The organism is Eudoraea sp. (assembly GCF_039969275.1).
Classification (GTDB): domain Bacteria; phylum Bacteroidota; class Bacteroidia; order Flavobacteriales; family Flavobacteriaceae; genus Eudoraea.
Map to the genome: position 1 here is coordinate 101,103 of NZ_JBDVOC010000015.1, position 13,827 is coordinate 114,929.

Annotated in this window: 15 protein-coding genes; 7 read left to right on the forward strand and 8 right to left on the reverse strand. The window is 35.4% G+C overall.

What is annotated here, in order from left to right:
• The first annotated feature begins 167 nt into the window (after positions 1 to 167).
• Positions 168 to 902 (forward strand): LytTR family DNA-binding domain-containing protein, encoded by a 735-nt coding sequence (locus ABJH90_RS14485; RefSeq protein ID WP_348140569.1) that lies wholly within the window; start codon positions 168 to 170, stop codon positions 900 to 902.
• A 24-nt stretch (positions 903 to 926) separates the two neighbouring features.
• Entirely contained in the window at positions 927 to 2,888 is a 1,962-nt protein-coding gene (locus ABJH90_RS14490; protein ID WP_348140571.1) for a tetratricopeptide repeat protein, read from the forward strand.
• On the opposite strand, the gene ABJH90_RS14495 is transcribed toward ABJH90_RS14490, so the two are convergent.
• The gene (locus ABJH90_RS14495) at positions 2,881 to 3,450 is read right to left on the reverse strand and encodes a DUF3109 family protein (protein ID WP_348140573.1); all 570 of its coding nucleotides are present in this window, start codon (positions 3,448 to 3,450) and stop codon (positions 2,881 to 2,883) included. The two genes, ABJH90_RS14490 and ABJH90_RS14495, sit on opposite strands and share 8 nt — an antisense overlap.
• A 123-nt stretch (positions 3,451 to 3,573) precedes the next feature.
• Here ABJH90_RS14495 and ABJH90_RS14500 point away from each other — a divergent pair, with 123 nt between their 5' ends.
• Both ABJH90_RS14500 and ABJH90_RS14505 read left to right on the forward strand, forming a co-directional pair.
• Positions 3,574 to 4,146, forward strand: coding sequence for a MarC family protein (locus tag ABJH90_RS14500; protein WP_348140575.1), 573 nt, complete (start codon positions 3,574 to 3,576; stop codon positions 4,144 to 4,146).
• Between the two features lie 46 nt (positions 4,147 to 4,192).
• Positions 4,193 to 4,396, forward strand: coding sequence for a hypothetical protein (locus ABJH90_RS14505; RefSeq protein ID WP_348140577.1), 204 nt, complete (start codon positions 4,193 to 4,195; stop codon positions 4,394 to 4,396).
• On the opposite strand, the gene ABJH90_RS14510 is transcribed toward ABJH90_RS14505, so the two are convergent.
• From ABJH90_RS14510 to ABJH90_RS14525, 4 genes are all read right to left on the reverse strand, one after another.
• A complete protein-coding gene (locus ABJH90_RS14510) occupies positions 4,393 to 6,015 on the reverse strand; it encodes a S41 family peptidase (protein WP_348140579.1) in 1,623 nt (540 codons plus the stop codon). The two genes, ABJH90_RS14505 and ABJH90_RS14510, sit on opposite strands and share 4 nt — an antisense overlap.
• Before the next feature lie 16 nt (positions 6,016 to 6,031).
• Positions 6,032 to 6,469 (reverse strand): dCMP deaminase family protein, encoded by a 438-nt coding sequence (locus tag ABJH90_RS14515; protein WP_348140581.1) that lies wholly within the window; start codon positions 6,467 to 6,469, stop codon positions 6,032 to 6,034.
• Positions 6,470 to 6,652: 183 nt separating this feature from the next.
• A complete protein-coding gene (locus ABJH90_RS14520) occupies positions 6,653 to 7,237 on the reverse strand; it encodes a HupE/UreJ family protein (protein WP_348140583.1) in 585 nt (194 codons plus the stop codon).
• 79 nt (positions 7,238 to 7,316) lie between these two features.
• Positions 7,317 to 8,048, reverse strand: a complete 732-nt coding sequence (locus ABJH90_RS14525; RefSeq protein ID WP_348140585.1) for a TerB family tellurite resistance protein — start codon at positions 8,046 to 8,048, stop codon at positions 7,317 to 7,319.
• Positions 8,049 to 8,177: 129 nt separating this feature from the next.
• Here ABJH90_RS14525 and ABJH90_RS14530 point away from each other — a divergent pair, with 129 nt between their 5' ends.
• From ABJH90_RS14530 to ABJH90_RS14540, 3 genes are all read left to right on the forward strand, one after another.
• The gene (locus ABJH90_RS14530; protein ID WP_348140587.1) at positions 8,178 to 8,588 is read left to right on the forward strand and encodes a BrxA/BrxB family bacilliredoxin; all 411 of its coding nucleotides are present in this window, start codon (positions 8,178 to 8,180) and stop codon (positions 8,586 to 8,588) included.
• 150 nt (positions 8,589 to 8,738) lie between these two features.
• The gene (locus ABJH90_RS14535) at positions 8,739 to 9,473 is read left to right on the forward strand and encodes a lysophospholipid acyltransferase family protein (RefSeq protein ID WP_348140589.1); all 735 of its coding nucleotides are present in this window, start codon (positions 8,739 to 8,741) and stop codon (positions 9,471 to 9,473) included.
• Positions 9,473 to 10,132, forward strand: a complete 660-nt coding sequence (locus ABJH90_RS14540; protein ID WP_348140591.1) for an HD domain-containing protein — start codon at positions 9,473 to 9,475, stop codon at positions 10,130 to 10,132. The genes ABJH90_RS14535 and ABJH90_RS14540 overlap by 1 nt, the downstream gene beginning before the upstream one ends.
• A 200-nt stretch (positions 10,133 to 10,332) precedes the next feature.
• Here the strand turns inward: ABJH90_RS14540 and ABJH90_RS14545 are convergent, their stop codons facing one another.
• Genes ABJH90_RS14545 through ABJH90_RS14555 form a run of 3 tightly spaced genes read right to left on the reverse strand, consistent with a single transcriptional unit; the run spans position 10,333 to position 13,814 of the window.
• Positions 10,333 to 11,409, reverse strand: coding sequence for a PA0069 family radical SAM protein (locus ABJH90_RS14545; protein WP_348140593.1), 1,077 nt, complete (start codon positions 11,407 to 11,409; stop codon positions 10,333 to 10,335).
• A 47-nt stretch (positions 11,410 to 11,456) separates the two neighbouring features.
• Positions 11,457 to 13,007 (reverse strand): hypothetical protein, encoded by a 1,551-nt coding sequence (locus tag ABJH90_RS14550; protein WP_348140595.1) that lies wholly within the window; start codon positions 13,005 to 13,007, stop codon positions 11,457 to 11,459.
• A gap of 24 nt (positions 13,008 to 13,031) precedes the next feature.
• Entirely contained in the window at positions 13,032 to 13,814 is a 783-nt protein-coding gene (locus tag ABJH90_RS14555; protein WP_348140597.1) for an enoyl-CoA hydratase-related protein, read from the reverse strand.
• Positions 13,815 to 13,827 lie beyond the last annotated feature (13 nt).

The window sequence follows — 13,827 nt, forward strand, 5'->3', positions numbered from 1 at the left end:
TTTTCCTTAAAAAAACAAAGATTATAGTCGTCTAAAATTTTCCTAAGAATGCAATCTTTAAGTGTTTTAGGGCTGGTCATACGCCTATTTAATCTATCTATACAAATTTCAACAAGTCTTACTAGTAGTACTCCTAATTTTGTAACTTACAAGAATATACTAAGGTAATGTTGCAAGCTGTTATTGTAGATGATGAAAAAAAAGCACTTCAAAGTCTTTCATGGGAATTGGAGAATTTCAGCGATGAAATAAATGTTGTTGCTTCCTTTACCGATCCCTTTGAAGCATTAAGTTATCTTAGCCATAACACCCCGGACTGCTTGTTTTTAGATATTGAAATGCCCACCATGGACGGGTTTCAATTCATTCAAAAATTAAGTAATAAGGATTTTCCTGTCGTGATTACTACGGCCTACAATCAATATGCCATAAAAGCACTTAAGAATGAGGCTATTGATTATCTTTTAAAACCTATTGATACGGACGACTTAAAAGATACTATTGTAAAAATTAAAAAGTTTAATGCGAAAAATTATACTTCTGATAGATTGGAAAAAATTCTACTGAATTTTAATTCTAATGAAAAGCATAAAAAAATTACTTTTAATACCGACGGGAAATTAGTATTCCTGGAAAGTGAGCAGATCTTATATGCCGAATCTGACGGCAATTACAGTACTATTTACCTTGCAGATGGACACAAGATAGTACTTACTAAAAAGTTAAAAGAAGTTAATGAACTTCTGCCCAGCGATACCTTTTTCAGGATTCATAACTCCTATATAATTAATCTTACAAAAATTAAGGAGTTTCTCAAAACTGATGGATATGTTGTGCTTCAATCCGATCATAAAATACCCGTTTCCCGTCAAAAAAAGTCTGATTTTTTGGATTTGTTATAATCAATTGGAGAATTACTTATGTTAATGAGCTTTAAAATCCCCTATATACCTTCCTTTTTTGCTAATTATTCTTTGCTTTTTTGTGTTATTATCATACTTCTTATAGATGAGGCCAATGCGCAGGGTTACTCCAAAAGTTTCAAAGAAACAACTGAAAGTCTTATCTCCAAGGCCCCAGAGACTTACAATGATTTGGAGATTGAGCTTAAGACAGTCCGACGCGATACTAGTTTAATGCGCTATTTTGCCAATGCTTCAGCTAAGGAAAATTACCTTATAGGTAAGTCCTATGCATTTAATCAATTGGGCATATCTTACAGGGATTACGCGCTCTATGAAAAATCCGTTAAACTGCACCAAATGGCTTTAGAAGCTGCCGAAGTAAGTAACAATACAGAATTTCAAATTTACAGTTTAACCATGCTAAGTGCCGTATATAGGCAAACGGAGGCTATACCCTCAGCCTTAGACTGTGCCCAGAAGGCTATAGGACTAGCGGAGTATATGGAAAGGCCTAATGAGGATATAAAAAGGAGCTTAAATTTTTCTTTGAACAGCATAGGCCATATATATAGAACTTTAGGTCAATATGATCTTGCTGTTGGCAATTTCAAGAAATCAATAAAGCTTGAGGCCGAATTGGGTAATACCCTGGGGCTTGCCATGAATTATATAGCTATTGGAGAATGCCTTGAGGCTCAAAGTAAGCTGGAAGAAGCATTACAAAATTATGAAAAATCTTCAGTCTTCAACGAAAATATTGGTTCAAAAAGAGTTAGCGTCCTGTCAAATCTTGGAATTGCACATGTATACGTTCATCAGGGCAAAAACAAGGAAGCGCTTAAAATTTTTGAATCCATTCTTGGGGCATCCGAAGAGCTGGGAGATATGAAAATCATCTCTGAAGTTTATTTAAATATAGGTTGGGCTCAGATGCAAAATAATCAGTTTGATGATGCTCAATACAATTTAAATAAAGGGTTAGAAATAGCTAAGGAATATAATCTGCTTAGTTCCATGGAAGAGGCCTACTCGTACTTATCCGATTTATGGGAATATCAAGATGATTTCAAAAAATCTAAAGAATTCTTTATAGAGGCAGAAAGAATGGAAGCAAGAATATCAAATGATCGCAATAAGCTCTATGTAGCCGATATAATCTCCCGTTCTGAGACGGAAAAAAAGAACAATCAGATAGAAGTACTTGCAAAAGAGAACGAAATTATAAACTTAAAGCTTCGAAGAAATCAAAATACCTTATTGATTGGCACTTTATTATTCGCTTTATTTACGCTAATGCTATATATTTTGTACAGACAAAGCCAGCTTAAAAAAGATAAGAAGGTGCTCACCCTGGAGCAATCTATTCTTCGCAGCCAGATGAATCCTCATTTTTTATTTAATTCACTAAACTCAATAAAGCTCTATATCATAAACAATGAAAAAAAGAACGCTGTCCATTACCTAAATAAGTTTTCAAAATTAGTGCGTAAAATACTTGAGGCCTCTTCACTTAAGGAAATACCTTTGGCTGAAGAGTTAGAAACGGTAGAATTGTATATGACAATTGAAAATATTCGTTTTTCCAATGAAATACAGTTTAAAATAATCATAGATGAAGGTAATGATCCCCATATAGTTAAAATTCCTTCTCTTATTCTTCAACCCTTTTTAGAAAACGCTCTATGGCATGGTCTCTCTTCAAAAGATGGTGACAAATCCATTTTATTATATATAAGTAAAGGGAAAAACGGTTATATAGATATTTCTATAACCGATAATGGAGTGGGAAGAGAAGTTGCCGAAAAGCTCAAAGAAAGTAAGGTTCTAAAAAGAAAATCAGTCGGGATCGATATTACCAAAGAACGTTTAGCTAATTTTTCCAAGGATTATAAAAATACGTTTGAGATGGAAATTGTGGACCTTTATGATAAGCAGGAAGCAGCCTGTGGAACTAAGGTAATTTTACATATTCCTATTATTTAGAATTATTCACGGCTATTTTTTCCAATTCCTGATACCATTCTTTGCCAAATTTTCTAATCAGTGCCTCTTTTACAAACTTATAAATGGGGATTTTCAATTCTTCTCCCAAAGAACATGCCGGATCGCAGATTTCCCATTTATGATAATTAACTGCTGTAAGCTGCTCATATTCTGTAATTCTTACCGGATATAAATGACAGGAGACAGGTTTTCTCCATTTTGTCGCTCCATTGTTATAAGCTTCTTCCAGGCCACATTTTGCGATCCCTTTTTCTGAGTAAATTACATATGCACATTCTTCTTTATTAATCAAAGGTGTTTCCCATTCGCCATCTGCACCCTTTATAAAGGCTCCTTGTTCTTCTATGGCTGAAACTCCTTCAGCCGTAAGGAAAGGCTTAACATCAGCATAAATATCAACTAAAATTTCAGTCTCCTTATCTTCCAATGGAGCTCCCGCCTCGCCGTCTACACAGCAGGCGCCCTTGCATGCAGATAAATTACATACAAATTCCTTTTCCAAAATTTCGTCAGAGATAATGGCTTTACCAATTTCAAACATCGTGTAGCATTAAGCTCGTAAAGATACTTTATTGAGTTTTACAACCATAAAATATTTGGCCTTCCGTGATCTAAAAACCTTTGGTATACGTAAATTTGCCAGCTTATTTAATTTGATGGTCCAATGAATTTTAACTTAAGAGAAATAGCCTCGGCAAGTATGATCCTTTTTGCTGTAATAGATATAGTAGGCAGTGTCCCTATAATTATCAGTCTTCGAAATAAAGTTGGGCATATACAATCCGGGAAGGCTACCATTGTTGCAGCGATTATTATGATAGCCTTTTTATTTATTGGTGAAGAAATTCTAAAGCTAATAGGGATAGATGTAAATTCGTTTGCGGTGGCGGGTGCCTTTGTTTTGTTCTTTTTAGCTATTGAAATGATTTTGGGGATAGTACTTTATAAAGATGATGCCCCTGAAAGTGCTTCAATAGTTCCCATTGCCTTTCCTCTTATTGCCGGTGCAGGTACTATGACTGCTCTTCTTTCTTTAAGAGCAGAATTTCGTGTAGAGAACATTATTGTTGCTATTATTATAAATATTATTTTTGTATATATAGTTTTAAAATCGTCAAAGTCAATTGAAAGGGTACTTGGAAATAACGGGATTAATATAATCCGGAAAGTCTTTGGAGTAATTTTATTAGCAATAGCAGTTAAGCTATTTACTTCAAATATTAACCAACTTTTTTAGAATAGATTGTTGAGAGAAAAGAGCGTAAAAAACCAGAAAAACTAAAATGAATAAAACATTCAGCATTGTATTAATAATCCTGGCACTTGTACTTATTACTTACAATGTTACGCTTATTGATTTTGATGAGCCCCTGAAAGGAAATAGTATTGTGGCTTTAATAGGGATTGTGGCGTCTCTATGCGCTATTTTACTGTTAATAATATATCTTACTTCCAAAAAAATTCAGAAAAAAATAGAGGATAATTAATTGCTAAATTCAATCTGCTCTTTTCCTTTTTCTTGGATTGTGGGTCGATCCAATTCCAGAACTTTTTGTAGCATACTGTCTGAAGTTGACTTTATCTTTGCGTTAAGGTTTGAGGTAAATAACTGCTCAGCTAAAGCACCTTTCAAATAGAGTTTTATCTTATCCTCAAAATCATAGAAATTTATTTTAATGTTTCGATCTATTGAGTAGTCTACGAACTTCTCAAAAGCTATGTCATCCATATTAAAATCCCGGACAAATTCTGCTTCGGTATAATTGGAATATCTATTTCTGTCTTCCTCTAAATGCTCAAATATAAACCTGGACATAAAACCAAGACTCTCCAGGCTTTCAACAGCTTCTTCTTCATTAGTACCAATTGGCACGAAAATATCAGGAATTATGCCTCCCCCTCCATAAACCACTTTACCCTTAGGAGTGGTGAACTTTAAAGAATCTGCTACTTTGATACTATCTACAGAAATCAGCTCGCCGTTATGATAGCGATCTGTAAATTTTTGATAATAGTCTTTATTCCCATTTTTATAAGTCTTTTGAATAGAACGACCTGTAGGCGTGTAATATCTCGATACGGTCAGGCGCACAGCTGAGCCGTCGCCCAGTTCCATTTCACGTTGAACCAATCCTTTACCGAAAGATCTGCGGCCAATTATTGTTCCTATATCATTGTCCTGCAAGGCTCCTGCAATTATTTCACTGGCAGAGGCAGAGCGTTCATTAATTAAAACATAGACTGGTTTATCCTCAAAACTGCCCTTTTTTGTAGCAAAAGTTTTATCTATTTTCCCTTTTTTGTTTTTTGTATATAGGATTAACTTACCATCCTGTAAAAATTCGTCAGCCAACTGTTCTGCAATTCCCAGATAACCTCCAGGATTATCCCTTAAATCAAGAGTTAGCTTTTTTGCGCCTTGACGCTGCAATATTCGCAGTGCCATATTAAATTCTTTATAGGTAGATTCGGCAAACCTATTTATTTTAATATATCCCATTTCAGGGGTAAGCATATAATATGCGTGAACGCTTTTTATTGGTATCCGGTCTCGTTTAAGATTTACCTTAAACAGTTTATTCTCTGATTTACGATAAACCTGAAGTTGAACTGCCGAACCATTTAGTCCTTTCAATCTATCTACAATAACGTCACTTGGTAATCTCTTGCCATAAAGGGTATCTGTGCCTGCCATCAGTATTCGGTCTCCTGCCTTAATACCTTTTAGGAAACTAGGACCCTTTTCTACAGTTCGTATTACAGTGATAGTATCCTTATACATATAAAAATTTATCCCTATGCCAACAAAATCCCCCTTCATATTTTCAGCTACCCGGGTCATTTCACTTTTGGGAATATAAACAGAATGAGGATCCAATTTATCCAGAATGTTATTTACAGTAATATCTACTATACTATCTGTATTAATATCATCAACATACTCATAATCAATATAATCTATAAGTCTGTTAAGCTTATCTTTTTTAGAATTAGTTGTAAATAATTTCTCTGGTGTATCGTTAAAATGAAGTTTCCCACCCACAAAGATTCCAAGCGACAAAGCCAGGGCTACGATTGTTGGCCATATATAATAATGCTTCTTCATTTAGTTCAATAATAATTTAAACAGCGCTTTCAATTGTAGGGAGGTGCTGCAATTCGACCCCTGCTCTTTTTAGAAATTCTAATCCTGAATTATCTTTATACTCAATTTGATATACCACACGTTTTATGCCAGATTGGTGAATAAGCTTACTGCATTCCCGACAGGGCGATAGCGTTATATACAGAGTGGCACCTTCACATGACTGAGTTGAAGCGGCCACCTTGGAAAGGGCATTTGCTTCGGCATGTAGAACATACCATTTGGTATATCCTTCATCGTCCTCACAAAAATTTTCAAATCCGGTAGGTGTGCCATTATACCCATCCGAGATAATCATCCTCTTCTTAACCACAATAGCTCCGACCTGTTTGCGCTTACAATAGGATAATTTACCCCATTCATGAGCCATTCTCAAATAAGCTTTGTCGTATTTTTCCTGTTTACTTTGTTTCACCAAACAGAATCTTTGTATGCCCCATGTTAGTTCTGGTAAAGTACTAAGATACCTGCTTTGGAAAAGTTCCACAACCTTAAACGGTTAATTTTTAATTAAAACCGTTGTCTGGTATATAAAACCATGGAAAATGTGCCTTTTACACTTTCTACAGTTAAAAGGACAAAATAAACTGGATATCTGCTACCACGGCCAGCTATTTATCAGCATAGGTATGGTAAATAAAACAATTGCCGAAGAAATAAGTACTGTGAATACTGATCGCTTCATACCGAACTTATTTTGCATTATAAAGGCCAGCGTTAGTATTGAAAAAATTATTATGATCTGGGAAATTTCTATTCCGCTGGCAAAACCCAACAAAGGCCCAATTTTTTCCTCTTCTTCACTCACCAACATATTGAAATAATTAGAAAATCCAAATCCATGTATTATGCCAAAAAAAGTTGTGGCAAATTCAAGTAGGTATGTCTTGTTTTTCCCTGGGACAAAAAAAACCTGCGCTATATTAAAAAAGGCAGTCAACAAGATGGTTAACGGAATTAAGAATTCAATTAATTCTACATCAACATTAATAATGTCATAGGCAGAGAATATTAGGGAAAGGCAATGAGCGATGGTAAATAATGTAGCTAAAACAACTACTTTCTTCCAATGCTTAAAAGTAAAAGGAGCCGTAAGGGCAGATAGAAATAATACATGATCATAAGCTCCCAAATCCAAAACATGGTTAATTCCAAGTTTGCAATAAAACCAAAAATCATACATGCAAAATTCTTTTAAAAATAATTGGGTTTAAAATAAAAAGATGGTCTTATTCAGGCAATTCCGTCATTCTGCTTAAGCACTATATCCCCCTTTCATTCTGAATCTGCTCATAGGCTCTCTGAACTTCCTTGAACTTTTCCTCTGCACCTTTTTTAATGGCCTCATTGTCTGTGATCACCTTATCCGGATGATACTTTTTCGCCATTTTGCGATACGCCTTTTTAACTTCATCGTCTGAAACCCCTTTTTCTATTTCTAATATTTTATAAGCATTGTCCGCAGATTTGATAAACATAGCCTTTATGCTTTCAAAATCTTGCCTTCCAACCCTGAGGTATCCAGCTATTTCCTTTATTTTTTCAATCTCGAGATTGCTTACGGCCCCATCGGCTTGTGCTATCCCAAAAAGAAAATGCAACAATTGTAATCGCACCTCATAGCGTGTTCTCTGATTCAGGTATGTACAGATGCGCTGAGCCGATATCTCTCTGCTTTTTATAACCTCATTAAATGTCCTAAAAATTGCATTGGCTTTTTCCTTTCCATATGTGCTGAGAAAATATTGCCTTACATAGTCCAGTTCACGTTGACTCACTTGTCCATCTGCCTTAATAACAATAGAACACAATGAAAGAAGATTTAGTTCAAAGTCTGCAGGCGACACCTTTTGTCTCGTGTAATCGCTGAAGACATTTCTTGGACGGGAACCGCGACTAACACTATCTATAAAACTTCCAATCAAAAAACCCAGAACAGCACCCCGAAAACCGTAAAGAAAATAACCCAAAATTGCGGCGAACCACTTAATCATAACAGCAATAAAATTTGCGCAAATATAAAATAATATGGATGAATACCTTACTTAAAGAATGGTTAAGCTTTGTGATTAGGTTATTTCAATTTCACTATCTTTGCCATTAATTCAAGTAAAAAAATGCTTATGTATCCTGAAGAATTAGTTAAACCAATGAGAGCAGACCTGTCGTCAGTCGGGTTTGAAGAATTATATACAGCAGATGAAGTTGAAAATGCCATAAAACAACAGGGTACTACCCTGGTAGTGGTTAATTCTGTATGTGGCTGTGCTGCTGCGAATGCCAGGCCTGCTGCAAAATTAAGCCTGGAAAATGAAAAAAAGCCAGATCATCTTATCACTGTTTTTGCGGGGGTAGATACCGAGGCCGTAGATGCAGCTAGAAATCTTATGATTCCATTTCCTCCTTCATCACCTAGTATGGCCTTATTTAAAAATGGTGAATTGGTACATATGATTGAAAGGCACCATATTGAAGGAAGACCTGCAGAATTAATTTCTGAGAATTTAATGGAAGCTTACGAGGAATTCTGCTAAAATTAGAAGGGTCAATTATTACAATTTCCCTCGGTTTTATTGAAGATTTCATTTGTGTTCATAAAACTTGATTTGACCTAAAAACTTTTTAGTTTGTATAAAAATTTGTAAAAAACCGCATCTATAGGAGCGGTTTTTTATTTTTGTGTCATGCAAAAAATATTGGCTTATCCGCTTACAGTATTATATTTTATCTTTTTTGGAATAGTCCTGCTTGTTTTTCATCCTATTCAATGGGTTTGCCTTAATCTATTTGGATATAATGCCCATAAAAAAAGTGTATGTATCCTCAATTTATTATTATTAAGGTGCACCCATGTTCTCGGGACCAGGTATACTTTTACCAATCCCTTCAAAATTCCTAAAGACAGGCCTCTTATTATTGTTTCGAACCACCAAAGCATGAATGATATCCCGCCTATAATATGGTATATGCGCGCACATCACCCTAAATTTGTGAGCAAAATAGAACTGGGGAAAGGCATTCCCAGCGTTTCCTATAATCTTAGACATGGTGGATCTGTACTTATCGATAGAAAGGATGCTAAACAAGCCCTTATGGAAATATCTAAACTTGGCCGTTATATAGAAAAATACAACAGAAGCGCGGTCATTTTTCCTGAAGGTACAAGAAGCCGGAACGGACATCCAAAAAAATTCCAAACAACGGGCTTAAAAATTCTTATGAAACAAGCGCCCTCTGCATTAATAGTTCCTATAAGTATCAATAATTCATGGAAAATGCTTCGTTACGGAAAATTTCCATACGGGATTGGATCACATTTAAACTTTAAGGTTCATCAGCCGCTCAATAATAGTGGAAATCCAGATGAGTTGATTGAAAAAGTAGAACAAGCAATAACCAGTGGTGTAACTTCTTTTTAATGAATCGGAAAGCAATTTTAGAAAAGACCAAAAACTTTGTCAAACTAAGATTTAAAGGGGCTGAGGGAGGTCATGATTGGCATCATACAAAAAGGGTTTTGGCAAATTCTATTCATATAGCTAAAAAAGAAAATGCTAATTTATTTGTGGTTCAGTTGGCGGCACTTTTACATGATATTGCAGATTCTAAGTTTTATAAAGGGGACGAAACTCTGGGGCCAAAAATAGCTTCTGAATTCTTGAAAGAACACAATGTGGATCAATTAAGCAGGGAGCACATCATAAAAATTATAGAGAATGTATCATTTAAAAATAGTCTGTCCAACACAGGTAAGTCCTTTAATTCTATTGAACTACAGATAGTACAGGATGCGGACAGATTAGATGCGATTGGGGCCATAGGCATTGCACGGGCGTTTAACTATGGTGGTTTTAAAAACAGGGAACTCTATAATCCTGAAATTACCCCAAATTTGACGATGAGCAAGGAAGAGTATAAGAAGTCCAGTGCACCTACAATCAATCACTTTTATGAAAAACTACTACTTTTAAAAGAAAAGATGAATACGTCTACCGGTAAAAAACTCGCAGAAAAACGGCACGACTTTATGCTCAGTTACCTGGACCAATTCTATCAGGAATGGGAAGGTTTAAAATAACATAGTCTTCATTTAAGTTCATACTTTTATCTGAAATAACCCAACACCTTCACACTACAAGGATACGTCTTGTTTTTTCGCATATTAAAACCTTGTTTTAAAATCATACTCCACTGTGAAAAGAAGAATATTTGTCAAAAAAGTAGCTTCATCTTCTACTGCTTCTAATCCCCAAAAACTCCAGAAAATTACATAAAAGTTTAATTGAACAGCTTCCATTGGCCGTGCTTATATTCTTCGTGTAATTCCCTGTTTAATTTGGGAAATGATTTTCCTTTATAATATCTCAATTTAGCCAATTTGGCCATTTCCTGTATTTGGAGGGCAATATTGCCTTCTCCCTTACTTCGCAAACCAAATCTGCTGTCATTTAATGTTCCCCCATGGCATGATGCTATAAGGCTCAATACCCTTTCTGCCCTGTCAGGCATGACTTTCCTGATCCAATCTGTAAAAATAAGACCAATGGCACCATTCAATCTTACTATAGTATAAGCAAAAGAAGAGGCGCCATGTTCAGCAGCAACTTTTGCTAAATTTATAATTTCATGACTATTTATTGCCGGAATAATTGGTGCCAGCATGGCATTAACCGGGATTTTGTTTTCAGCTAGAGTGGCAATTGTTTCAAGACGCTTTTTAATAGTAGTTGTCCTGGGCTCTAAAATTCTTCGGGTATTTTCCGAAAGTGAAGTAATTGAGATGTTTACTCCAACCAGTCCGTGATAATTCAATTCCTTTAACAAGTCCATATCCCTTAAGATCAAAGAATTCTTGGTAATGATGCCTACAGGATGGCGGTACCTTAAAAATACCTCCAGGCAAGCTCTTGTAATTTTAAATTCCTGCTCTGCGGGTTGGTAACAATCTGTATTTCCCGAAAGCACAATGGTGGCAGCCTTCCATTTAGCACTTTTTAGTTTGGTCTCAAGAAGCCTTGCAGCATCTTTCTTTACCAAAATCTTTTGTTCAAAATCTAAACCCGCGCTTAAGCCCCAATATTCGTGCGTATTTCTGGCATAGCAATAGATACAACCATGTTCACAGCCCTGATAAGGATTCATCGAGTATTCCATCCCGACGTCCGGACTGGTAACTTTATTTACAATTGTTTTAGGGAAAACAGGCAAGTATTGTGTTTTCCTTTGTGTGCCCTCTTCACCTTCTTTTCTGCAAAATTCAAGAAAATCTTGCTGTATTTCGTGTATGTGTTTAAGAAATTTGTTTGGAGTATTTTGCTGTGCTCCTCTTCCTTTAATAAAATTGTTATGTTTCAATATGTGGATTTATTCCAAATTTATGGAATATTTCCTATTGAAGCAATTTAATTAATAGAGACATTCACTAATTGTTTTTTGGTTCCTCTTTTAGCATAAAACAAAACCGCGTTATCATTGAAGTCCATTAGAGGTTTTGAAACCATAAGCGGCAAGCGAGCTTCTTTATCATCAATAATTTTTTCATAACTCATTTTACCATGTTTGTCTAATTGGATTACAAAGACATTTCTATTCCGACTATAGCCCTGTTTAAAAATTATACGTTCATTATTGAGTAATTGAGGGTTTTCAGCCGAGCTACTTATAAAAAAGTAAGTGTTATCATTTTTGGTATAGGAACAATAAGATGCATAGGCCCCGTCACCCTGTGTTACTTCAGATTTATTAATATTTCTTGCCCAAAGCATTTCACCTTTTAGATTGATCTTCGCACTCACTATATCATTATGATGATAACGTTCCACCCGTAGTCTGCCTCCACTAGAATTTGCCTGTACACTTGATGTAACAAAATACTCCTCTGCATTAAAGAGTATTTCGTCATCCCGTGTAAAGCTTACATTTTTAAATACCAGGTTCTTTACATGCTCTGCGTCCTCCTTTCCAAACTTGTCTGACATAAACTGATTTGAAAAAGGATTGTATTTCCTTATTTGGACTTCTAGTGTTATAGGGTCTAATTTAAAATAACCCAACCCATTATACCTGTTATCCTTTCGATCAGCATAAAACCCAACACAAATAAGATTCCCTTTTCGAAGAATAGGTTTTAGTGCTTCAGAGTATTTACCAGAACTGTCAAAGTTTTGTGTAATGGCGCCTTGTTTTGACAGCATAATAAGTTCATACTGAAATTTACGTTCCAAGGCAGCAATTCTTTTCTTCTTAAAATAAGCCTTTCCAATAATGTATGCACGTTCCATGTTTGGGGAGACTACTATATTTTCAAAAGCATAATTCTTATCTTCTATTTCTTTAGAAAAATCTTGTTCGAATATCTTTTTAAGCGAAGCATTAAATAAATAAATATTGTGTTTATTAATCTTTCCCTTCTTAAAATGTGTGCTAATTATAAATGCGCTTTTATCATCGTTAAATAAGGCAGTTGTAGTAAAACCAGACGAAAAATTTCTATTGTAATAGTTGCGGTCATATGGTTGTTTTACCTGATCTGACCGAATTGAGAGTAACTTCTCCTGGGTAAAATTAAAATCTGATATTGGACTTCGGTGAACTATATAATCATATGACATAGTTTCCAAATTATAATCCAAAAACAGTAAATATAATTGTCCGTTTTTTAAGTAACCCTCTATAAGATCAGGTCCCTTTAATTTATAATTATATTCTGAGACCAGTTCAAGATCTTTATTATAATGCTCTATAAAATAACCCTTAGGTTTCAGGATCATTCCCGTATAGTACGATCTTACCAAAACAGTTCCACCAGTTCCATCCTCAGAAATGGAGACTAAATTGGAATACTTATATCTGTCGTTATACTTTTCTCCAAAATCATAGGAAATAGGCATGTTTTGCGCGTAGATAAAGCTTGCAGTAAAAACTGCAAAAAATATGATAAAACGAATTTTCATGATAGATAATGAATTTTAAGCTCATCAGGTTCCGGGAAATTCTGCTTTTCTTTTTTCTAAAAAGGCAGTAGTGCCTTCTTTAAAATCGGCTGTTCCAAAACAGCTTCCAAATGCATTTATCTCGGTTTCAAACCCTTTCGCATTACTCTTAAAACCCGCATTTACGGCTTTTATTGCATAAGAAATTGCAACAGGAGAGTTATTCGTTATTCTGCCTGCTATTTTAAGACATAGTGGTAAAAGTTCTTCTTGAGGAACCACATAATTTACCAGACCATAGGATAAGGCTTTTTCTGCGTCAATCATTCCGGCTGAAAGTATGAGTTCCATCGCTCTGCCTTTTCCAATTAATTGGGGTAAGCGTTGCGTTCCACCATAACCCGGAATCACCCCAAGAGAAACTTCAGGCAGGCCCATTTTGGCATTATTACTGGCTATTCTGAAATGACAGGCCATGGCTAATTCAAGTCCGCCGCCAAGCGCAAAACCGTTTATAGCCGCGATGACTGGAGTAGATAAGTTCTCTACAAGGTTAAAAAGAGCCTGCTGCCCTTTTGTTGCAAGTTCTTTGCCTTCCTTTACGGTATAGTTTGAGAACTCTGAAATATCCGCCCCGGCTACAAACGCCTTTTCACCACTCCCGGTGATTATAATGGCTCGTATCATCTTATTCTTGCCCAGAGTCTTAAATGCTTTACTTAAGTCCTTGATCGTTGCTCTGTTTAACGCATTTAATTTTTTTGGCCTGTTAATAATAATTGTAGCAACGCTACTTTTAATCTCTATCAGGATATTTTCAAATTTCATATTTGATTATTTT